18 protein-coding genes are annotated in these 22,156 nt (G+C 38.3%); 7 read left to right on the forward strand and 11 right to left on the reverse strand.

All coding sequences use genetic code 11. The annotated features are described in order from the left end of the window. Positions 1 to 9: 9 nt before the first annotated feature. Positions 10 to 873, reverse strand: a complete 864-nt coding sequence (locus tag GTH25_RS09890; RefSeq protein ID WP_075673962.1) for a helix-turn-helix domain-containing protein — start codon at positions 871 to 873, stop codon at positions 10 to 12. A 447-nt stretch (positions 874 to 1,320) separates the two neighbouring features. On the opposite strand from GTH25_RS09890, the gene xthA reads away from it, so the two are divergent. Beyond that, positions 1,321 to 2,127, forward strand: coding sequence for an exodeoxyribonuclease III (gene xthA, locus GTH25_RS09895; RefSeq protein ID WP_075674383.1), 807 nt, complete (start codon positions 1,321 to 1,323; stop codon positions 2,125 to 2,127). 62 nt (positions 2,128 to 2,189) lie between these two features. Here xthA and GTH25_RS09900 read toward each other — a convergent pair whose 3' ends face one another. From GTH25_RS09900 to GTH25_RS09910, 3 genes are read right to left on the reverse strand one after another with little or no spacing between them, the layout of a single operon-like run. Further along, the gene (locus GTH25_RS09900) at positions 2,190 to 4,151 is read right to left on the reverse strand and encodes a DNA topoisomerase III (protein WP_159364056.1); all 1,962 of its coding nucleotides are present in this window, start codon (positions 4,149 to 4,151) and stop codon (positions 2,190 to 2,192) included. A 4-nt stretch (positions 4,152 to 4,155) separates the two neighbouring features. Next, on the reverse strand, positions 4,156 to 5,199 hold the full coding sequence (gene selD, locus GTH25_RS09905) for a selenide, water dikinase SelD (RefSeq protein WP_075673874.1): 1,044 nt from the start codon (positions 5,197 to 5,199) through the stop codon (positions 4,156 to 4,158). A gap of 16 nt (positions 5,200 to 5,215) precedes the next feature. Continuing rightward, positions 5,216 to 5,767 (reverse strand): NAD(P)H nitroreductase, encoded by a 552-nt coding sequence (locus GTH25_RS09910; RefSeq protein ID WP_075673875.1) that lies wholly within the window; start codon positions 5,765 to 5,767, stop codon positions 5,216 to 5,218. A gap of 546 nt (positions 5,768 to 6,313) precedes the next feature. Between GTH25_RS09910 and sppA the strand changes: the two genes are divergently transcribed. The 3 genes from sppA (at position 6,314) to pncA (ending at position 10,104) form a co-directional block, all read left to right on the forward strand. Continuing rightward, entirely contained in the window at positions 6,314 to 8,170 is a 1,857-nt protein-coding gene (sppA, locus tag GTH25_RS09915; protein ID WP_075673876.1) for a signal peptide peptidase SppA, read from the forward strand. Between the two features lie 244 nt (positions 8,171 to 8,414). Then, positions 8,415 to 9,437, forward strand: coding sequence for an asparaginase (ansA, locus tag GTH25_RS09920; RefSeq protein ID WP_075673877.1), 1,023 nt, complete (start codon positions 8,415 to 8,417; stop codon positions 9,435 to 9,437). Positions 9,438 to 9,459: 22 nt separating this feature from the next. Further along, positions 9,460 to 10,104, forward strand: coding sequence for a bifunctional nicotinamidase/pyrazinamidase (pncA, locus tag GTH25_RS09925; RefSeq protein ID WP_075673878.1), 645 nt, complete (start codon positions 9,460 to 9,462; stop codon positions 10,102 to 10,104). A 106-nt stretch (positions 10,105 to 10,210) separates the two neighbouring features. On the opposite strand, the gene GTH25_RS09930 is transcribed toward pncA, so the two are convergent. Both GTH25_RS09930 and msrB read right to left on the reverse strand, forming a co-directional pair. Further along, positions 10,211 to 10,492 carry a YeaC family protein gene (locus GTH25_RS09930; RefSeq protein ID WP_036912841.1) on the reverse strand — a complete coding sequence of 94 codons (282 nt, stop codon included), beginning with the start codon at positions 10,490 to 10,492 and terminating at the stop codon, positions 10,211 to 10,213. A gap of 81 nt (positions 10,493 to 10,573) precedes the next feature. Further along, positions 10,574 to 11,011, reverse strand: a complete 438-nt coding sequence (gene msrB, locus GTH25_RS09935; protein WP_164530535.1) for a peptide-methionine (R)-S-oxide reductase MsrB — start codon at positions 11,009 to 11,011, stop codon at positions 10,574 to 10,576. 343 nt (positions 11,012 to 11,354) lie between these two features. Here msrB and gapA point away from each other — a divergent pair, with 343 nt between their 5' ends. Next, complete coding sequence (gapA, locus tag GTH25_RS09940; RefSeq protein WP_023581959.1) at positions 11,355 to 12,350, forward strand: glyceraldehyde-3-phosphate dehydrogenase; 996 nt, start codon at positions 11,355 to 11,357, stop codon at positions 12,348 to 12,350. A gap of 115 nt (positions 12,351 to 12,465) precedes the next feature. Continuing rightward, positions 12,466 to 13,350 carry a D-hexose-6-phosphate mutarotase gene (locus GTH25_RS09945; RefSeq protein WP_075673880.1) on the forward strand — a complete coding sequence of 295 codons (885 nt, stop codon included), beginning with the start codon at positions 12,466 to 12,468 and terminating at the stop codon, positions 13,348 to 13,350. A 99-nt stretch (positions 13,351 to 13,449) separates the two neighbouring features. Here the strand turns inward: GTH25_RS09945 and GTH25_RS09950 are convergent, their stop codons facing one another. From GTH25_RS09950 to fadR, 5 genes are all read right to left on the reverse strand, one after another. Then, complete coding sequence (locus tag GTH25_RS09950) at positions 13,450 to 14,202, reverse strand: MipA/OmpV family protein (protein ID WP_098942553.1); 753 nt, start codon at positions 14,200 to 14,202, stop codon at positions 13,450 to 13,452. A 94-nt stretch (positions 14,203 to 14,296) separates the two neighbouring features. Continuing rightward, a complete protein-coding gene (hypF, locus tag GTH25_RS09955; protein ID WP_156733518.1) occupies positions 14,297 to 16,600 on the reverse strand; it encodes a carbamoyltransferase HypF in 2,304 nt (767 codons plus the stop codon). Positions 16,601 to 16,649: 49 nt separating this feature from the next. Beyond that, positions 16,650 to 17,762 carry an alanine racemase gene (gene alr, locus GTH25_RS09960; protein ID WP_075673883.1) on the reverse strand — a complete coding sequence of 371 codons (1,113 nt, stop codon included), beginning with the start codon at positions 17,760 to 17,762 and terminating at the stop codon, positions 16,650 to 16,652. A 13-nt stretch (positions 17,763 to 17,775) separates the two neighbouring features. Then, positions 17,776 to 19,080: a D-amino acid dehydrogenase gene (locus GTH25_RS09965; RefSeq protein ID WP_075673884.1), complete on the reverse strand. Its 1,305-nt coding sequence runs from the start codon at positions 19,078 to 19,080 to the stop codon at positions 17,776 to 17,778. A gap of 476 nt (positions 19,081 to 19,556) precedes the next feature. Continuing rightward, positions 19,557 to 20,276 (reverse strand): fatty acid metabolism transcriptional regulator FadR, encoded by a 720-nt coding sequence (gene fadR, locus GTH25_RS09970; RefSeq protein WP_072064116.1) that lies wholly within the window; start codon positions 20,274 to 20,276, stop codon positions 19,557 to 19,559. 233 nt (positions 20,277 to 20,509) lie between these two features. Between fadR and nhaB the strand changes: the two genes are divergently transcribed. Then, the gene (gene nhaB, locus GTH25_RS09975) at positions 20,510 to 22,054 is read left to right on the forward strand and encodes a sodium/proton antiporter NhaB (RefSeq protein WP_075673885.1); all 1,545 of its coding nucleotides are present in this window, start codon (positions 20,510 to 20,512) and stop codon (positions 22,052 to 22,054) included. Positions 22,055 to 22,156: the final 102 nt, after the last annotated feature.

Raw genomic sequence — 22,156 nt, forward strand, 5'->3', positions numbered from 1 at the left:
AAATTCTTTTTATTCCATTTTATCAATTAAATCCAAAAATCGATTCAATACACTTGAATGATACTTAGATTTATAAATATAACAGCTATACCGTATTTCAGGTTGCGTTAATGGTATAAAACATAAGCCTGCTTCGTATTCATTTTTCAATGGGTTTTCATCAGTTAATAAAAGAGAATGATGCGTTTGAATAAAACGTAAACAGCAATTAAGGTCATCCATTATTCTGACACACACGGCTTTTCCTCTATTCCCGATTTCACTCTCTAATTTTTTTATCTTAGCTGTCTTGTATAATGCCGGATCACATAACCAAATATTTTCACTTAACAGCCTATCAATATTATTATTCACACTATTCATAAGTATTTTTTGACAACAAACACCTAAGTATTTATTTTCTATTTTATGAAGAAGGCTAAATTTTTCACTAATAATTTTCTCCGAGCTTAATATTAATGTATTACCATCATAGTCGGGTATTTCTTCAAAGTTTTCTTTTGAAAATCGCATGATATTTATATGAGAATAATTTTTATTTGCCGCCTGATAGAACTGAGTTAAATACTGGCTTTTTCCCCAATCATAATAAATATGAATGCTATTGTTTATGATCCCCGAGATATGTTTTTTAGTTATCTCTTTCTCCTGAAGATAAAGCGATTTCAAATCATTATAAAGCTCAAGTCCTTCTTGGGTTAAACTCATACCGAACTTCTCTCGCTTGAATAAACGCTTTCCTAACACGGCTTCAAAGTCTTTGATAGATTTGGCGACGGGAGGTGTCGTGCGATTCATCACGCGTGCAGCTTTACTTAACGAGCCATTTTCGACTACAGCCATAAAGGCTTCTAACTTACGAGAAAAAAACATAATTCACCATTCCTTTGCTGTGTAGAATAAAATAATTTCATCAATTCATTTAATGTAAATAAAATAATGATTAATTAATTTAAAATTTAAATTTATATAAAAGCAGTTTTATATAAATATTCCTTTACCTCCTTTTAATGAATACAATTTATAACTACAATATTATTTTTATTATGTCATCATTCTTCACATATAAAGAATAATAATACTTATATTCTTCTATCAAAGATTAGTTTATGTTTCTAGTTTGCTTAATTAATATTTTTTGTTATGCAATTAATTATTTTTATTAAATTAGCACACTCTATTTAATGACTTTTATTTTTATCTATTTTTATCTTTCTCTTGATAAGCCGTGCCATCATTTCAGTGATTTGCTTACATTCATTTTATGATCCTGCTAATATAAGACATCCTATTATTCAATATATAAATGGTTACAGTCACATGAAATTTGTCTCTTTCAACATTAATGGTTTACGCGCTCGTCCTCACCAGCTTGAAGCAATCATAGAAAAGCATCAGCCGGATGTTATTGGACTTCAAGAAACGAAAGTTCATGATGATATGTTTCCATTAGATACAGTGGGCACTTTGGGGTATCACGTTTTCTATCATGGTCAAAAAGGGCATTATGGCGTTGCCTTACTCACAAAAGAGAAGCCAGTTGCAGTGCGTAAAGGCTTTCCGGGTGATGATGACGATGCTCAGCGCCGAATGATCATGGCTGATATAGAAACACCAGCGGGTTTATTAACAGTCATGAACGGCTATTTTCCTCAAGGTGAAAGCCGTGATCATGAGACTAAATTCCCAGCAAAAGAAAAGTTTTATGCTGATCTGCAAAATTACCTAACCACCAGCTTAAAACCAACCTCTCCAGTGCTTATTATGGGTGATTTAAATATTAGCCCAACAGATAAAGACATTGGTATTGGCGAAAATAATATGAAGCGCTGGTTAAAAACAGGCAAATGTTCCTTCCTACCAGAAGAGCGGGAATGGCTGGCAACATTAATGGGTTGGGGATTAACAGATACATTCCGCCAACAACATCCTGAAGCTGATGATAAATTCTCGTGGTTTGATTATCGTTCTAAAGGATTCGATGATAACCGAGGATTACGTATTGACTTACTTCTAGCAAGTCGCTACTTAGCGGATAATTGTATTTCAACAGGAATTGATTATGAGATCCGAGGAATGGAAAAACCCTCTGATCACGCACCAGTTTGGGCTGAATTTAAAATCTAATTAAATTTTAATTCAATAAAAGCACTTCCCTGAGATAACGCAGGAAGTGCTTTTATTTGTGCTTAATTATCCGTTGTTGCTGCTTTATTCTGCGCTTTATTTTTTGTAGCGCCTGCTTTGTTACTTCCTTTAGTTGCTGCCTTACGCTTTTTATTATGCGCCGGTGCGGGAAGATTTCTGAAAGCTTGAATATTCGGACGACGTTTCGCTTGAGTAATCAACTCTATCAAGGTGTTATTTAATGGCATCATAAAATCTTGATATTTAAATTGCTTCTCACTAATTTGCGTGAGTATCGATTCCCAATGTGCCGTCATATCCGGTAAAGTTGCCATATCTGGCAATACATGAATTAATGCTCTACCTGCTGGAGTTGAGTTAATGGCTCGTCCTTTCTTTTGCAAAAAGCCTCGCTTAAATAACAGCTCAATAATTCCCGCCCTTGTCGCTTCAGTACCTAATCCATCCGTCGCTCTTAGGATTTTCTTAAGTTCTTTATCTTGAACAAAGCGCGCAATTCCTGTCATAGCAGAAAGCAATGTCGCATCAGTAAAAGGTCTTGGTGGCTGCGTTTGCTTTTCAACAATCTCTCCCTTTTCACACAGCAACTCATCACCTTTCGCCACGACTGGCAATGCAGAGCCATCATTTTCGGCATCTTGCTCTTTAGCACCTAATAATATTCTCCAGCCTGCTTGCGCTAAAAAACGTGCTTTAGAGATAAATTTGCCATTCTCAATATCAAGTTCAATAACACATTTACGATAAACAGCATCAGGCATAAATTGCATTAGATATTGGCGAGCCACGAGATAATAAATATTCTTCTCATTTTCACTTAATGAGATATTACCCGTTTTTGCCGTTGGAATAATTGCATGGTGGGCATCAACTTTTTTGTCATCCCAGCAACGATTCTTTTTATCAATATCTAAGGTATCTTGCGGTAATAGGCTTGCATCATGTGCGCTAATCGCATTAATAACGGCATGGCGACCAGCAAAATGCTCATCAGGCAAATAACGACTATCAGAACGCGGATAAGTGATTAATTTATGCGTTTCATATAGCCTTTGGCATGTATCTAAGACTTGCTGTGCGCTTAAACCAAAGCGTTTTGCGGCTTCAATTTGTAATGCGGAAAGCGAAAAAGGAAGCGGTGCTATTTCAGATTCTTGCTTATCTTGATAATCCGTTACATTGGCAGGTTTATCTTTAATTCGCTCAACAACATGCTCTGCAAGCTTACGATTTAATAATCGCCCTTCTTCATCCTGCCAAGGTTCACAATGCTCGCTTGGCTGCCAAATCGCGGTAAAGCGTTCATCGGCAGGTGTTACAACATGCGCTTTAACTTCAAAGAAATCTTTAGGCACAAAATTTTCAATTTCTTCATCTCGACGAACCACTAAGCCTAATACTGGTGTTTGTACTCGCCCCACGGACAATACACCTTGATAGCCATTGCGTTGACCTAAAAGCGTATAGGCTCGAGTCATGTTAATACCATAAAGCCAGTCTGCTCTTGCTCGCGCCAAAGCCGATACACACAATGGTACAAACTCATGGTTATAACGTAGCTTATCAATAGCACGCGTTACTGCTGCTGGGTTTAAGTCATTAATTAAGCAACGACGCGCCTGTTTCCTTTGATCTTCGCTGATATTTAAATAGTTAAGCACTTCATCGACTAAAAGCTGACCCTCACGATCGGGGTCTCCCGCGTGGATCACCTCTTTTGCCTGCTTAAGTAGTGTTTTGATAGTTTCTAGCTGTTTTTTAACATCAGCTCGGGGCTTGAGTTGCCATTTTTCAGGAATAATAGGCAAATCATCTAACGACCAGCGGGCGTACCGCGGGTCGTATGCATCCGGCTCAGCTTGTTCAAGTAAGTGACCAACACACCACGTCACATACTGGTTATCACCACAAAGAATAAAGCCATCGCCCCTTTTATGAGGCTTTGGCAATACATCAGCAATAGCACGAGCAAGGCTGGGTTTTTCTGCAATAAATAATCTCATTACTTTAGTTAGTCACTTCAATCAACGCTTTTCCAGCTACTGGCGCGGTTAGCTCACCAATAGAAGTTAATTCGATATCAAAACGTGAGGCAACCTCTTTCACTTGTTCAACCGCTTCAGGCAATACTGCTAATAATAAGCCACCTGATGTTTGCGGATCACAAAGTAATTTACGTTGCATTTCAGTGATCTCACCAATTAAATGACCATAACTTTCAAAGTTACGCCCTGTCCCCCCCGGAACACAGCCTTGTTCAATATAAGACTCTACTTCTGGTAATCTTGGTACTTGAGAGAAATGAATAGTGGCTTGTACACCAGAGCCGTCACAAATCTCACTTAAATGCCCTAATAAACCGAATCCTGTAACGTCAGTCATTGCAGTGACACCTTCGATATCAGAAAAATCAGAACCAGCTTTATTCATACGGCACATAATTTCTGTCGCTAAACCTTGGTGCTCTGGTTTTAACAGACCTTTCTTCTCAGCGGTTGTTAATACACCAATCCCCAAAGGTTTAGTTAAAAAGAGTTGAGATCCTGCTTTAGCTTCACTGTTTTTCTTCACTTTGCTCACAGACACAACACCTGTTACTGCAAGGCCAAAAATAGGTTCTGGTGCATCAATTGAGTGACCACCAGCCAGTGAAATTCCTGCTTCTTGGCAAGCTGCTCGGCCACCCTCAATCACTTCACGCGCAATTTCAGGTGCTAGTTTATTAATAGGCCAACCTAAAATAGCAATCGCCATAATAGGTTTCCCCCCCATCGCAAAGATATCACTGATTGCATTTGTTGCAGCGATACGCCCAAAATCATAAGGGTTATCAACGATTGGCATAAAGAAATCAGTAGTACTAATAATACCTGTACCATTTCCTAAATCATAAACAGCTGCATCATCTTTAGTTTCATTACCTACAAGTAAATGAGGGTCATGAAATTTAGCTTGTTCGCTATGTAAAATGGTTTCTAAAACTTTTGGTGATATCTTACAACCACAACCTGCACCATGACTGTACTGTGTTAAACGAATTGCTTCAGACATAACATGCCATCCTTTTTTAAAAATAAGTCACAAAATCAGTTAAGTCAGCAGGAGAAACCGTCATTGGCGCTTTCAGGGCTGGCGTGCCTAAATAAAGAAAACCAATAATCTGGTCGTGTTCACCACAGCCAAGTCCTTCTCTTACCACTGCATCATGAGTCCAAGAACCTGAACGCCAAATTCCCCCAAATCCTTGAGCAACCGCAGCCATTTGCATTGCTTGAACACTACAACCAGCAGCGACAACTTGCTCCCATTCAGGAACCTTTGGATGATCTTTCACTTTCGCAATAACAGTGATGATTAATGGGGCACGAAAAGGTGCATTTTTTGCTTTTTCTTCAACTTCTGGCCCTAAATTACCCACAACCGCGGCTTTATGCAGTAATTGGCTAAAACGCTCTATACCTTCATTTTGCATCACAATAAAATGCCAAGGTTTAAGTGCACCATGATCAGGCGCGCGCATACCGGCTTGTAAAATAGTATTGAGGGCTTCACTATCAGGGGCTGGAGTAGTCAGTCGGGAAGCTGAACGGCGGTTCAAAAGCAGTGTTAATGCATCCATTTTTATTCTCCTGTCAGCATTTTATTTTAGCAAGATCCCATTCTTATGGGGATGGACAGTTCTTATCAATTCGCAGTATAACAAACTGTTATATTACCACCATCCATAGATTTAGGCGGGAATTTTTCTAAAAATCCGCTGTGTGGTTATTTAATCGTAATTTATTGTTCATAAAATGATTAACCTTAGTTTACCTCAGTTAATTTATACTGGCCTTGGTTCTTATTTTCTTTTTAATTCGACAAATTCCTATATTACGTTAAACCCTTTTTGTGTGAAATTGTTTCGCTATTTTGACATAAGGTAAATATTTACTTAACAACACCTTAAGCAAAAAGTTATCATCAATGGTTTCTTAAAAATCAATGACAGACATTCAATAAGAGCTATATTAGAATATTCCTTCATTGTTATTGCTATTCTCTCTATTACTAACAATATTTTTTGTTTTAATAGTATGAGATTATGTGAATGTAGCCTGCTTACCAATAATTCTAGCATGACTGTTTAGGATTAAAATTTAGCTTTACATGATGTGGAGATAATATGAGTAAAATTATGGAGTTAATCGGCGCAATATTAAAATTTAGTTGGCAAGCCATTAACTTTATCAGGAAATTAATCTTAAACGTTATTTTCTTTTTCCTTCTTTTTATGGTCATTGGTATTTTCTTAATTAGCAAAGAAGCACAAAAACCAATGGATTATGAAGGTGCCCTTCTTGTTGACCTTAAGGGTGTGATTGTTGACCAAACGGCAACCCAAAATCCTTTAGGTGAAGTTGGACGTGAGCTTTTAGGTGTTTCTAGTAGCCAGCTCCAAGAAAATTCATTATTTGAAGTTGTCGATACACTACGCCTCGCCTCTCAAGATCCAAAAATTAAAGGTATGGTGCTCAAACTTGATGAATTTGCAGGCGCAGACCAACCTTCGCTAAATTATATTGGTAAAGCACTTAATGAATTTAAAAAGACAGGCAAACCAATTTTTGCAGTAAGCGGTTATTATAATCAGCCACAATATTATCTCGCTTCTTATGCTGATAAAATTTATCTCACACCTCAAGGTGCTGTGGGTGTTTATGGTTTTGGCTTTCAAAATCTCTATTACAAGACACTGTTAGAAAACTTAAAGGTGAGTACTCATATTTTCCGCGTCGGAACGTATAAATCTGCGGTTGAACCATTAATGCGTAATGACATGTCTGCGGAATCTCGAGAAGCGTCATTACGTTTAGTTAATGCACTATGGTCTACATATTTAACCCAAGTTGCAGAAAACCGTAGCATTACCATAGAAGATGTTTTCCCTGGTGCAAAAGAGATGATTGCACAGCTACGTAATGCGGATGGGGATAACGCAACTTATGCGCTAAATCGTAAATTAGTGGATTCTGTAAGCTCATATGCTCAATTTGAAGCTGATATGACAGAAACCTTCCAGTGGGATAAAGAGAGCAAGCAATTTAACAATATCAGTATTTATGATTATGCCGATACGCTAACCTCCTCTTTACCTGCCAGTGATGAAGGTAATATTGCCGTAGTCGTTGTTCAAGGTGCCATTATTGATGGTGAAAGTATCCCGGGTTCAGCGGGAGGGTCAACTATTGCTAATCAAATTCGTCAAGCACGTTTAGATCCAAATATTAAGGCGCTTGTCTTACGTGTAAACAGCCCTGGTGGTAGTGTTTCTGCATCAGAGCAAATACGTAGTGAAATTGCCGCCTTTAAACAACAGAAAAAACATGTGGTTGTTTCAATGGGAGGTTTAGCGGCATCAGGTGGATATTGGATCTCAACCCCTGCAAATAAGATTATTGCTAGCCCATCAACATTAACTGGCTCGATTGGTATTTTTGGCGTTATTAATACTTTTGAGAACAGCTTAGAATCTATTGGTGTTTATACTGATGGTGTCACAACTTCACCATTAGCCGGATTATCTGTCACAAATAAACTACCTGAAGAATTTTCAGAGCTTTTACAGCTCAATATTGAAAGTGGTTATAAAACGTTTCTTAATTTAGTGGCTGAATCTCGTAAAAAAACACCCGCTCAAATTGATCGTATTGCTCAAGGCCGAGTGTGGGTAGGAATAGATGCAAAGAATGTCGGTTTAGTTGATGAGTTTGGTGACTTTGATGATGCTATTGATGCAGTCGCTAAAATGGCAAAAATTGACCAACCTGTTATTGATTGGATGAAACCAGAATTAAGCCTTTCTGAGCAAATCATTATGAGCTTATCGTCTAATGCAAAAGCACTTCTTCCTGATCCGTTACAAGCTTATATTCCTGCGCCTGTTTTAAAAGAAGTTAAAACACAGACAGAGTTTTATCGCAATATGAACGATCCGCTAAATCGCTATGCGTATTGTTTATCTTGTGGTGATATTCAATAGTCTTTCCACTGATACACCTGTTTACACTGAACAGGTGTATTTCTCTCCTTTTTCTGGCTTTTGATAGAATGATATTCTGATGAATGCTTTTTGTTCGTCTATATTCAAACTATTTTTAACACAATGATTTAAAGTAGATATTAGTCAGTCTCTATTTTCTTTTTTTAGCATCCTTTCCTTTTTTTATTCTGCAAACTCCCTATAATCAGGTATTTCTCACAGCTTAATAAGAGTGCTTTGTCTGATGCAAAAGAAATCAATCTACGTTGTTTATACTGGCGGTACTATTGGTATGCAACATTCTGAACATGGCTATATTCCTGTATCAGGGCATTTACAACGCCAATTAGCTAAAATGCCAGAATTCCACCGTGAGGAGATGCCTGATTTTACAATTAAAGAGCACCTTCCTTTAATTGATTCTTCAAATATCACACCAGAAGATTGGCAATCCATTGCTGATGATATTAATGAAAATTATCACAACTATGACGGGTTCGTTATTCTTCATGGTACAGATACCATGGCTTTTACCGCATCAGCACTCTCTTTTATGTTTGAGAATCTTAGCAAACCGATTATCGTTACTGGCTCTCAAATTCCTTTAGAAGCCTTACGTTCTGACGGGCAAACAAACCTATTAAATGCACTTTACCTCGCAGCACATCACCCAATTAATGAAGTGGCGCTATTTTTTAATAACACGCTGTATCGTGGGAACCGCACAGTAAAAGCCCATGCAGATGGTTTTAACGCCTTTGCATCACCCAATAGCGCCCCACTGTTAGAAGCGGGTATTAATATTAAACAATTTAAAATTAATTCATTTCCAAAAGGAAAAGGCGAATTTACTGCACATAATATTACGCCTCAGCCGATCGGCGTTGTCACCATTTATCCAGGTCTTTCAGATGAAGTTGTTAAAAATATCTTAATGCAACCTGTAAAAGCCTTAATATTGCGCTCTTATGGTGTCGGTAATGCACCATCGCATCCTGCTCTACTTTCAACCCTACGTGAAGCAACTGAGCGTGGCATTGTTGTTATCAACCTTACGCAATGTATTTCTGGTCGAGTAAATATGGAAGGTTATGCAACAGGTCAGGCATTAGCGGAAGTGGGTGTGATCAGTGGCTTTGATATGACATTTGAAGCAACATTAACTAAACTGCATTATCTCCTTAGCCAACAATATAATTACACAGAGATCTGCCGACTAATGCAACAAAACCTTCGCGGTGAAATGACATTAGACGATAACGACTAAGTTTAATTTAAAGGTAAAATTGGTGAAAAATTCTGCACTGTTATTGGTTGATATACAAAACGATTTTTGTACTGGTGGTGCATTAGCTGTTAATGAAAGCGATATAGTGATACAAACAGCCAACCAACTTATTCATGATTTTAAGCTATCTAAAAATCCCATTATTGCCAGTTTAGATTGGCACCCAGCCGATCATCTTAGCTTTGCTGAAAATTCAGGCACTGTTGTAGGAGAAATTGGAACGCTTAATGGATTACCACAAGTATGGTGGCCTGTGCATTGTGTACAAAATTCTTATGGTGCTGCATTTCACCCTGAATTAAACCAAGCACTAATAAACCATATTATTTACAAAGGGCAAAATCGTCTTATTGATAGTTATAGTGCCTTTTTTGATAACGACCATGAATATCAGACGGGCTTGCATACTCTTTTGCAGACTCTGAATATAAAACATCTTTATATTTTAGGAATTGCTACGGATTACTGCGTTAAATATACGGTACTGGATGCTTTACAGTTAGGTTATCATGTGACCGTAATTACAGATGGTTGTCGTGGCGTAAATATTCAAGATGATGACAGCGAAAAAGCACTAGAAGAGATGCGGGCACAAGGTGCGGTATTAATTGATTCAGCACATTGGCTTAATCGTAACAATCAATAGGTTCGTTATTTTCTTCATCTTCATAAAACAAAAAAGGGGTTAATTTTAACCGGTTTGGTTAATAACCCCCCTTTTTTATCTCGATTCTATTCATTCAATACACGTTTTAGTCATCATCCATTGGTGTTAGTGTTGCTAAACGTTCAGATTGAAACTGAGCTTTTAATTCTTGTTTGCTCTTCATGGTAATCTGCCCATTAGTTCCCACAGTCATATGCTCAGGTGTGTGATTATTTTTCGCCTGCCATAATAAAACAATCTGCATGCAATGTTCTTTTTGCTCATCAGTCAATGCAACGCCGTCAGGCCATTTACCCAGTTCAACTGCGGTTGAAATACGTTGGTAAATTTCAGGGGTTACCATCGAAATAAGTTCATTAACTTCCATTGATTGCTCCATAAACTAAATAATCTATTGAAATGGCTGAATCGTTTTTTCTATTGTTATCATTTTGTTAATTTAACTGGATTAACCGATTTGTTTTTCGCCTGTTTCACTATTCGTAAATGAAAGAGATGCTGAATTGACACAATAACGCTCCCCTGTAGGGGCTGGGCCATCATTAAAAACATGGCCTAAATGTGCATCACATTGCTGACAACGTATTTCAGTTCTTTTCATATTATGAGAAAAATCATCAATATAGCGAATTGCATTATCACTAACGGGTTGATAAAAGCTAGGCCAACCACATCCAGCATCAAATTTTGTTTCTGAATAAAACAAAGGAGCCGAACAACATAAACAGTGATAAATACCTGTTTGACGATTGTGTAATAATTTACCACTAAACGGAGGTTCTGTGCCTTGCTGTTGCGTCACATAACGTTGCATTTCGTTGAGTATTGATAAATCAAGGTGATTGTTATTACTTGAAATATTCACTTTCTTTTCATTATCTGCCATATCGACCTCTTGCCCAGAAAAATGCTTTTTAAAACAACAGTGAATAATAACAAAGATTTAACAACAAATCTGAAAAATATAGTCTAAAATCATCAAGAGTAATCTTTAGTTTTTGAAATGTGATGAATTTCACATAATAGAGCAAAGGTAACTTCATTTATCGGCGTTGATCCCGATAATACACAGCGTAACATTTAGCTAAAACGACCAATCTTTAAGCGAAAAGTGTTTTTTTAATTGATTTTTTGCAATTATTGACACGATTCCGCTTGACGATTGGCGCGGTTTTGGTAACTTTAGAAGCAACTTTTTAATTCACTAAATTAAAGCTGGTGGAATACATATGACTATCAAAGTAGGTATTAATGGTTTTGGTCGTATCGGCCGCATCGTTTTCCGTGCTGCTCAAGAACGTTCAGATATCGAAATCGTAGGTATTAACGATCTGTTAGACGCAGACTACATGGCATACATGCTGAAATACGATTCAACTCATGGCCGTTTCAACGGTACTGTTGAAGTAAAAGATGGCCACCTCGTTGTTAATGGTAAAACCATCCGCGTAACTTCAGAAAGAGATCCAGCAAATCTGAAATGGAACGAAGTCGGTGCTGACGTTGTTGCAGAAGCAACTGGTCTGTTCTTAACTGACGAAACTGCTCGTAAACACATCCAAGCTGGTGCGAAAAAAGTTGTTCTGACTGGTCCTTCAAAAGACAGCACTCCAATGTTCGTAATGGGCGTAAACCATAAATCATACGCAGGCCAAGATATCGTTTCTAACGCATCTTGTACTACTAACTGCTTAGCGCCTTTAGCTAAAGTTATCAACGACAACTTCGGTATCGTTGAAGGTCTGATGACTACTGTTCACGCAACAACTGCAACTCAACGTACTGTTGATGGCCCATCTGCAAAAGACTGGCGTGGTGGTCGTGGTGCTTCCCAGAACATCATCCCTTCATCAACTGGTGCTGCTAAAGCTGTAGGTAAAGTTATCCCTGAACTGAACGGCAAACTGACTGGTATGTCTTTCCGTGTTCCTACTCCTAACGTTTCTGTTGTTGACCTGACCGCACGTCTGGAAAAACCAGCAACTTACGCTCAAATCTGTGACGCTATCAAAGCAGCAGCTGAAGGCGAACTGAAAGGCGTTCTGGGTTACACTGAAGATGCAGTTGTTTCAACTGACTTCAATGGCGAAGTTCTGACTTCAGTATTTGATGCTAAAGCAGGTATCGCTCTGAATGACAACTTTGTTAAATTAGTTGCTTGGTACGATAACGAAGTTGGTTATTCAAACAAAGTTCTGGATCTGATTTCTCATATCTCTAAATAATTAGAGTTTAGAAAGTCACGATTTCTTTTAGAGCCACCGTTTCGGTGGCTCTTTTATTTTCTAGCCAGTCAGTTTATTGTATTGAAATAGCCAGTGACATAAAGGTCATAAGATAATGAATGAGAAAATTTTTTCTTTGCCGATTATTGAACAAATATCCCCTTACTTAAGTCGTCGGCAATTAGGCGAACTTCCTATCCTTGTTATTTCACATCCTAAAGTACGCGCAGCTATCAGCCTTCAAGGCGCACATTTAATCGCTTGGCAGCCCGCACAAGAACATCCTGTATTTTGGGTAAGTGAAGCCTCTCTCTTCACTCCAGGTGTTGCCATTCGTGGTGGTATCCCTATTTGCTGGCCTTGGTTTGCTTCAGCAGGTACACCAAGTCATGGATTTGCACGTATTCTTCCTTGGGAGTTTAGTGCTCATACAGAACAAGATGATGGTGTCCTCATCACCATGACATTAAAAGAGAGTCAACAAACACAAAAATATTGGCCCCATCCCTTTACTGTTATTGCTCGTTTTAAATTAGGAGCAACCTGTGAGGTTGAATTAGAATCTTATGGTGATTATGAAGCGACAGCTGCTCTTCACTCTTACTTTAATGTGAGTGATATCGATAATGTTTCTGTAACCGGCCTAGGAGGCCACTACATTGACACAGTGGCAGATAAAGAGGTTTACACTGATGAAACCTCATTACGCTTTAATGGACGCACTGACAGGCTTTATACGGAGCCTGATGATTTCAATCTCATTCATGATGATGGTTGGGATCGTACAATTGAAGTTCATCATTATCATCATAGTGATGTCGTGTGTTGGAACCCCGGCGCAGAGCTTGCAAGTTCAATGAAAGATATGAGTTCTGGCGGTTATCGTAAAATGGCTTGTGTAGAAACCGCACGCATCCACCAGCCATTAAAACCAGATAACGTTCATCCCGGCCGTTTATCTTTGGTAGTCCGTGTTCGTAAGAATATTGCTGAAAAATAAAATATTGCTGGCATCTTACACAATAAAAAAGCTTCGAGTTTAAATCGAAGCTTTTTTATCATCATTAATCTCACTAAATTCTAGTCAGATTTCTGCTAATTAAAATGTGTAAGTCACACCTGTCCACACAATCGCAGTAACAGATTTATTCACCATAGGGCTGTCTTTCACTTCACTTGGTAAATGATCAACACGCCCCATCGCAAAGAAATTCCATTTTTCAGCAAATTTATAATTAGCGGAGATTTCAACATAAGGTCTCCAGCTATCATTTGGCGTATATTCTGCTAAACCACTGCGTTGTGATTCTGCATGACTAATTCCATAAGCATAACGGTTTTGTTTTTTGTTTTCCCAAACAACACCAGCACCCGGCTGTAAAGACCAGTTACCGAATTCAAAAGGATATAAATAAGCCGCGTCAGCGATAATACCGTTACTTTTTCCTAACATATCACCCGATACGATCGCTCTTAAGCTACCCCATGATTCGTGGTGTTTATAAGTAAAGCCACCCATCATGGTGTCACGACGACGATTCAGTTTTTTCATTTGCTCATCATCACTATCGCTTGGTTTATAAGCCTGAGGATAATAGTGCAAATCAACAGAAAGCTGATCTTTAGGTGTATTCCACAGGTAATATCCTGCAGCTAACGTTGCGAAATAGAAGTTTTCTGACTGGTAGTTAACTTGTGGTACTGGTAATAAATAATCTTTTGATTTAGCCCCTTTATAAGGAGTGACTTGCGCTAAGACTGAACCACCTATTGACCATTCGCCAGCAAATGCTGCTGGTGTGCTAAGCCCTGCGATAACGGCTAAAGAAATGATAATCTTCTTATTACTCACGATGATTTTCCATATTGTCATTAATAAAGTAGCAACCAAAAACCTATTTCAGTCACAAATAACTAAAACTGGTATTATTTTACCTATAATCATTTTAGTTTTGCATTAAATGTGTAGCAATCAGTGCTTGCCCTAATGCAATACCACCGTCTCCGGCTGGTAACATCATAGGGGTAAGTACTTTTTTATTGTTTAATTTTTTCTTAAACAGATGTTTGAGTAATGTGTTATTTAACACACCGCCCGTAAGTACAATGGTGTCAATCTGATATTTATCTGCATATTGCAATGCAATATCGCCTAAACCTTCAGCTAATAAATAATGAAATAACCATGCTTTTTCACTGACATTCAGCGCTACACTTTCCCACTGCGACCAAAAAACCGACAAATCAAGCACACTATTTTTTACTGGCATTAAATGCCCATACTGCTTAATTATTTCTGCCTGTTTTTCTTGATGGCACGCTAATGCTGCTGTTTGTAGATAACAAGCCGCTTCACCTTCCCAACTTATCTCTTTAGGGGCTAATCCTAATGATGCTGAAACCGCATCAAAAAAACGCCCACAAGAAGAGGCTTTAGGTGAATTTAAGCCACGCTCTATGGCCTTACTTAATATCTGCAAATCATTGCTAGGCACCATTTGGGCGATTACACTACCTTGCCAATCTTCAGAAAAAGTAGCTAAATGTGCGAACCAGTTTCGCCAAGGTTGAATTGAGGCAAGATTACCTCCGGGCATCGCAACAGCAGGAAGCCCCCCAACCCGCTCTGATTTTTGATAGTCCACCCACAGGCATTCCCCTCCCCATAGCGTGCCATCTTGTCCAAAACCTAATCCATCAAGCGCAATACCAATGACAGCACCTTGTTGATGTGTATGACCATGTTCGGCGAGACAAGAAACAATATGTGCATGGTGATGAGAGACTTCAATAACAGGAATATCTTGCTCTTGAGCAAACTGTTTACCCAACTGATGACTAATGTAGTTAGGATGCGCATCTATCGCTATCGCTTTAGGCGTAAAACGATAAATTTGCTGAAAGAGAGCCAACGATTTTATCAACTGCTGTCGCACACTTAAATCATCAAGATCCCCTAAATGAGGCCCCATAATGGCTTGATGTTGGCGTAATAGGCAAAATACATTTTTGAGATCGCCTCCCATCGCGAGTACTGAGGGTTGCTCTCCAAAATCTTCAGGTAATGAAATCGCATCTGGGACATAACCACGAGAGCGTCTGATCATCACACTCTTTTTACCCTCAATGCGAACAAGTGAGTCATCAGCTCTTTGTATGATCTCTCGATTGTGCATTAAGAATAAATCTGCAATATCTTTCAATTGCATTAAGGCATCTTCGTTACTTAATGCCGGCGTATGACCTGATGCATTGCCTGATGTCATAACAAGTGGAATATTTGTGCCACGCGCTAATAGATGTTGCAACGGATTGGATGGCAACATAACACCAATTTCAGTTAATCCTGGCGCAATAAGCTCCGCAAGCTTAGGTGCAACTGTTTTGGGGATTAATACAATTGGGGCGGCAGTACTTTGCAACGTTTGGATAGCGGTTGGAAGAAAATCTGGATCTTGCTTATCTGCTTTAATTTGATCAATTCCGGTGAGCATCACAGCGAGTGGCTTCGCAGGTCGATATTTGCGCTCTCGTAATAATGCAACACTTTCATTATTGCGTGCATCACATACTAAATGAAAACCACCAATACCTTTAACTGCAACAATCTTTCCAGCAAGTAACGCTTCACAAGCTTGAGTTAATGCAAGTTCTTTTATTGCTAACTCTTTTCCTTGATTATTTGCAAGCCAGATGTGAGGTCCACAAACAGGACATGCATTAGGCTGAGCATGAAACCGTCTATCTGCGGGATCTTCATATTCATGTTTACAGTCAGGGCAGAATGGAAACTCAGACATTGAAGTAAAAGGCCTATCGTAAGGCATTTTTTTTATGATAGTAAAACGAGGGCCGCAATGTGTGCAGTTGATAAAAGGATAATGATAACGACGATTTTGAGGGTCAAACAATTCATCAATACAAACTTGGCAAGTTGTAGCATCAGGAACAACTTGTGTATCCATTTCGCCACCACCACTTTTTACAATAATAAAGTCTGTAGGCAACTGTTCCCATTGATAGGGTGATTCTTCTATTCGTTCAATGCGTGCTAGTGGTGGGCATTCTGCTTTTAATGCTTCGATAAAGAGCGCATTTTTAGGTGAAGGGGTTAAATGCACCAATACACCTAAACTATCGTTACTTACTTGCCCTAATAAACCAAAACGATGGGCTAGTTGCCAAACAAATGGGCGAAACCCAACGCCTTGAACCTTTCCTTTCACACGCAATGCAATGCCGTTACTCATAGGATCACCAAATCAAAATAAATTTAAGCTTATTCTAGTTTAGTGATTATCAACAACTTTCATTTAGATCAGAAAAAGTGGAATTAGGTAGATTTATCATCACTTCAACAGTCACTCTTGGTGCAATTGCACACAATAATTCGTAACCAATAGTGCCACATGCCGTTGCGACATCATCAACAGGCAATTGCTCTCCCCATAATTCAACCGGACTCCCGTAACTTACATCAGGAAAATCCGTTACATCAACGGTTAGCATATCCATAGAGATACGCCCGACCAATTGTGTTTTATGCCCATTAACAATAACGGGTGTACCGTCTGGCGCATGTCTTGGATAACCATCAGCATAACCACAGGCAACAACAGCGATCCGCATATCACGCTCAGCGGTATATCGGCTACCATAGCCTATCTGCTCACCTTTTTTGACTTGTTGAATAGCTAATATCTCACTATTAAATGCCATTACGGGTTGTAAATCGAAATCAGCAATATCTTGCCAAACACCTGAAGGCGAAACACCATATAAAATAATGCCCGGACGCACCCAATCTTGATAAGTTTCAGGATCAAACAGTATTGCGGCTGAATTTGCCAAACATCGAGGTAATTCATTTACCATAGCTTGATTAATGGTATTTTTCTGTGCCCCCATATTCAATCCCGTATCTGCATTAGCAAAATGAGACATTTGAATAATAGAACCAATATTTTTGATACTTTTTGCACGAGCAATTGCTTGCTTATAAGTGTCTGGTCGGTAGCCCAGCCGATTCATTCCACTATTAAGCTTAAGGTAGATGTTAATGGGCCTTTCTAATTGTGCATTTTCTATAGCATCAAATTGCCAATCAGAATGAATTGTTGTCGTTAAGGAATAACGTTCTAATAAATAGACATCTTCTGGCTTAAAAAAACCTTCCAGCAAAAGGATAGGCCCTACCCATCCTTGCTCTCTTAGCATAACAGCTTTGTCTAACTCAATTAATGCAAAACCATCAGTATGACTTAATGCAGGCCAAACACTGGATAATCCATGTCCATAAGCATCTGCTTTCACAACAGACCACACTTTGCTGCCCTTGACTCTCTCTTTAATAACAGACAGATTATGGCTTAATGCATCGAGGTTAATGGTTACTTTTGTAGGTCTGGACATGGTTTTTCCTCAATTAATAAGCTGCATCAAGTTTTTGCCCCGGTAAGAGCAATTTAGTATTAAAGCCATCGATATACCGAAACACAGATAAATCATCAGCGGCAATAGCAGGTTTATTTCCTGAAATTAAATCAGCCAATAATTGGCCTGAGCCACATGCCATTGTCCAACCTAATGTGCCATGCCCTGTATTTAATGATAAATTGCGATAAGCCGTAGGCCCTACAATAGGCGTACCATCAGGCGTCATAGGTCTTAAACCGGTCCAAAATGTGGCTTTTTCAATATCACCACCACCTTGATAGAGATCTTGCACAACCATTTTTAATGTTTCACAGCGCGATTTTAAAATATCCAGATTAAAACCAACGACCTCCGCCATTCCACCGACACGAATTCGTTCATCAAAACGCGTTACCGCAATTTTATAGGTTTCATCTAAAATAGTGGATGTTGGTGCTCTTGAAGCATCAATAATCGGCATCGTAAGCGAATAACCTTTAAGAGGATAGACTGGAATGGCGACTTTGTTTTTCAAAAACGCTGTTGAGTAAGAGCCCATGGCAACAACATAGTGATCGGCTGTTAATAATCCATCATGGCATTGAACACCCGCAACTTTATCACCATCAAATAACAAATGTTTGATTTCTTTGTTAAATAGGAACGTAACACCGGCATCTTCTGCCATTTTAGCGAGTTTTTTCGTAAAAGTTTGGCAATCACCCGTTTCATCATTCGGTAAACGTAAACCACCTGTCAATTTGTGACTAACATGTTCAAGCGCTGGCTCTGCTAGTTTTAATTGATCCGCAGTTAACAACTCATAAGCAACACCCTCTTGCTTTAATACAGCAATATCATTGGCTGCATTATCAAATTGCTTTTGATCGCGAAAAAGTTGCAGAGTGCCACCTTGGCGCCCTTCATATTCAATACCAGTATCTTGGCGTAACTGGCGAATACAATCACGGCTATATTCAGCAATACGCACCATACGACTTTTATTCATGGTGTAATGTGATGCATCACAATTACGTAACATTTGCCACATCCAACGTAACTGGAAAAGTGAGCCATCAGGTTTAATTGCTAATGGTGCGTGCTTTTGGAACATCCATTTAACTGCTTTTAATGGGATGCCCGGAGCACCCCAAGGGGTAGCATATCCTGGAGATATCTGACCTGCATTACCTGCACTAGTCTCTTCTGCTGCACTGTTTTGTCTATCAACAACAATGACTTCATGGCCTTGTTGCACAAGATACCACGCACTCGTTACACCAATAACGCCGCCACCTAAGATGATTACTTTCATGGCAAGACTCCAATAATTTACATTGATATAACATAAGAATAATATTCCATACACAAAAAGCCAATATAGAATAATCATCTAGACTAATAAAAAAGCAAATTTTAGAGTTAAATCACATTTGATTGCTATTCGACAAGTGATTTTCAAAAACAATTATTGAATTAACTCATAAAATCAACAAGATATAATTATCACCATAAATTATAATAATATTGATTAGTAAATTATTTAAAATTGAAGGGATTTTAAGGTGTAAGAAGACAAAGCTGGGGTTTTATTAAAATCCAAGAATAGGCTTAATTTAAGATGATAAATCTTTAATTAACTCACTTTGGTTACTCTTTTTACTAAAAATAACCTATTTAAAGCATTGCCTAAAAAATGACTCTTTTTCACTTTTTAAAAACATAAAAAAACCAGTACCACAAATTATAGGAATACTGGTTTTTTCTATTGTAATAAAGTAACAAACGTAATTAGCGTTTTACTTCTTCTAGATCACTAGGTAGTGGTGACTGTAAACTTTGCCAGATAATACCACTATCTTTACCATATTGGCGGACGCATTCCATGACATGCTCGACATCTTTTTGCTCACATAATACAGCCAGTTTTTTATAGAATGCTAACGCGAGTTCTTTGGCTTGAATATTTGAGAAATAATAACGGCCTACGCGCGTATAAAGCCCTTTTAAGCCATTTAAGATAAGACCATAAATTGGATTACCTGACGCAAACGCTAATCCACGGAAAATGTTGTAATCCAGTTCACTAAACTCATCAGCGCTATTTTCAGTGGTAAGCTCATGGTTTAAAACTTCAATACATTTTTCAGGGCTATTTCTAAATGCTGTACGTATAAAAATAGCTGAAATATTGGTTCTGACAGCCAATAAATTATCTATTAACTGTGGTACTCGATCATGATCAAGACGAGCAACTGTTTCAAGGATATTAAGGCCAGATGTTTCCCAGAAATTGTTTACCTTCGTTGGCTTTCCGTGTTGAATTGTTAACCAACCATCACGAGCAAGGCGTTGTAACACTTCTCTTAATGTGGTTCTTGTAACACCGATTAATTCAGAGAGCTCACGTTCCGCTGGAAGAATAGATCCAGGAGGAAAACGATTATTCCAGATGCTTTCAACAATATACTCTTCCGCAAAACCTGCGGGGCTTTGAGCCTTAATAACCATATTTTTATTTCTTCCGAAGCGATTTTTCTGCTAATAATGGAAAAGATAATATCAGAATGCGTAATTTTGATATAGCTCAACCATCATTAAATAGTGAATGGCATCATAAAACTTGATGTAGCTTTATCAATTTATTATTACTAATGCGCTTAATTTCACAGCGATTAGCGCGTACTATGGTTCAATTGCGTATCATTGCGCTTAAAATCTCTATTTGGAGGATGAGAAACCTAATGGATATGAGTATAAGACAAGCACTACTAAAGAATTTTATGGGGAATTCCCCAGATTGGTATAAGCTTGCTATTCTTACTTTTTTAATTATCAACCCACTGATTTTTTTCTTTATTGACCCTTTTGTCGCCGGTTGGCTATTAGTTGTAGAATTTATTTTTACACTAGCTATGGCGCTAAAGTGTTACCCGTTACAACCCGGAGGATTACTTGCCATTGAGGCTGTCATCATTGGTATGACTAGCCCAAAACAAATTGGTCATGAAATTGCCAACAACCTTGAAGTGATTTTGCTTCTTGTCTTTATGGTTGCAGGCATCTATTTTATGAAGCAATTATTGCTGTTTGCTTTTACTAAACTGCTGTTATCCATTCGTTCTAAACGAATGTTATCTATTGCCTTTTGCTTCGCAAGTGCATTTTTATCTGCCTTTTTAGATGCTTTAACCGTAATCGCGGTTGTAATCAGTGTCTCTCTCGGTTTCTACTCTATTTATCATAATTTTGCCTCGAATCAATCAGGTGCAGAATTAAGTAATGATGGATTTATTGATACCGCAGAAAAAAAACAAACTTTAGAACAATTCCGTGCCTTTTTACGTAGCTTAATGATGCATGCTGGTGTCGGTACTGCGTTAGGTGGCGTAATGACCATGGTAGGTGAACCACAAAACCTAATTATTGCAAAACATTTAGAATGGGATTTTGTGACCTTCTTTATCAGAATGTCACCTGTCACTATTCCTGTTTTCTTTGCTGGTCTTGTAGTGTGCTACTTAGTAGAACGCTTTAAGCTCTTTGGTTATGGTGCTGAATTACCTGATTTAGTTCGTAAAGTTCTAACTGAATACGACAGGAAAAACAGTGAAAAACGTACTTCGCAAGAAAAAGCTCAATTAATGATCCAAGCATTAATTGGTATTTGGTTGATTGTTGCTTTAGCGCTCCATTTAGCAGAAGTCGGTATTATCGGTTTATCTGTTATTATTCTTGCCACTGCATTTTGTGGGATCACAGAAGAACATGCTCTTGGTAAAGCATTTGAAGAAGCCTTACCTTTTACTGCATTATTGACCGTATTCTTCTCTATCGTTGCTGTTATTATTGACCAACAATTATTTGGCCCTATTATTCAGTTTGTTCTTCAAGCGTCAGAATCCTCACAACTATCTCTTTTTTACCTCTTTAATGGTCTACTATCTGCTATTTCAGATAACGTGTTTGTAGGTACGGTTTATATCAGTGAGGCCTTAACTGCATTGCAAGATGGGTTAATTAGCCAATCACAATATGAGCATATTGGTGTTGCTATTAATACAGGTACAAACTTACCTTCTGTTGCGACCCCAAATGGTCAAGCTGCATTCCTGTTCTTATTAACATCGGCACTATCACCGCTCATCCGTTTATCATATGGCCGAATGGTGATAATGGCACTGCCATACACGATTATAATGACATTACTTGGTTTACTAGCTGTTGAGTTTTGGCTTGTTCCTGCAACACATTGGTTCTATGAAATTGGTTTAGTTGCTATTCCATAACAATAGATCCACAGTTACACCACATTAATAGGACTTTTATTTGATGAAAGTCCTATTTTCTTCTTTAAAAGAAGCTTGAATGTAAATATTTGTGAAATAACA

The organism is Proteus terrae subsp. cibarius (assembly GCF_011045835.1).
Classification (GTDB): Bacteria; Pseudomonadota; Gammaproteobacteria; order Enterobacterales; family Enterobacteriaceae; genus Proteus; species Proteus cibarius.

What these genes read in the sequence shown, in the direction of transcription:
- GTH25_RS09890 (WP_075673962.1), bottom strand. Translation starts at nt 873, where the DNA reads ATGTTTTTTTCTCGTAAGTTAGAAGCCTTTATGGCTGTAGTCGAAAAT.
- xthA (WP_075674383.1), top strand. Translation starts at nt 1,321, where the DNA reads ATGAAATTTGTCTCTTTCAACATTAATGGTTTACGCGCTCGTCCTCAC.
- GTH25_RS09900 (WP_159364056.1), bottom strand. Translation starts at nt 4,151, where the DNA reads ATGAGATTATTTATTGCAGAAAAACCCAGCCTTGCTCGTGCTATTGCT.
- selD (WP_075673874.1), bottom strand. Translation starts at nt 5,199, where the DNA reads ATGTCTGAAGCAATTCGTTTAACACAGTACAGTCATGGTGCAGGTTGT.
- GTH25_RS09910 (WP_075673875.1), bottom strand. Translation starts at nt 5,767, where the DNA reads ATGGATGCATTAACACTGCTTTTGAACCGCCGTTCAGCTTCCCGACTG.
- sppA (WP_075673876.1), top strand. Translation starts at nt 6,314, where the DNA reads ATGAGTAAAATTATGGAGTTAATCGGCGCAATATTAAAATTTAGTTGG.
- ansA (WP_075673877.1), top strand. Translation starts at nt 8,415, where the DNA reads ATGCAAAAGAAATCAATCTACGTTGTTTATACTGGCGGTACTATTGGT.
- GTH25_RS09930 (WP_036912841.1), bottom strand. Translation starts at nt 10,492, where the DNA reads ATGGAAGTTAATGAACTTATTTCGATGGTAACCCCTGAAATTTACCAA.
- msrB (WP_164530535.1), bottom strand. Translation starts at nt 11,011, where the DNA reads ATGGCAGATAATGAAAAGAAAGTGAATATTTCAAGTAATAACAATCAC.
- gapA (WP_023581959.1), top strand. Translation starts at nt 11,355, where the DNA reads ATGACTATCAAAGTAGGTATTAATGGTTTTGGTCGTATCGGCCGCATC.
- GTH25_RS09945 (WP_075673880.1), top strand. Translation starts at nt 12,466, where the DNA reads ATGAATGAGAAAATTTTTTCTTTGCCGATTATTGAACAAATATCCCCT.
- hypF (WP_156733518.1), bottom strand. Translation starts at nt 16,600, where the DNA reads ATGAGTAACGGCATTGCATTGCGTGTGAAAGGAAAGGTTCAAGGCGTT.
- alr (WP_075673883.1), bottom strand. Translation starts at nt 17,762, where the DNA reads ATGTCCAGACCTACAAAAGTAACCATTAACCTCGATGCATTAAGCCAT.
- GTH25_RS09965 (WP_075673884.1), bottom strand. Translation starts at nt 19,080, where the DNA reads ATGAAAGTAATCATCTTAGGTGGCGGCGTTATTGGTGTAACGAGTGCG.
- fadR (WP_072064116.1), bottom strand. Translation starts at nt 20,276, where the DNA reads ATGGTTATTAAGGCTCAAAGCCCCGCAGGTTTTGCGGAAGAGTATATT.
- nhaB (WP_075673885.1), top strand. Translation starts at nt 20,510, where the DNA reads ATGGATATGAGTATAAGACAAGCACTACTAAAGAATTTTATGGGGAAT.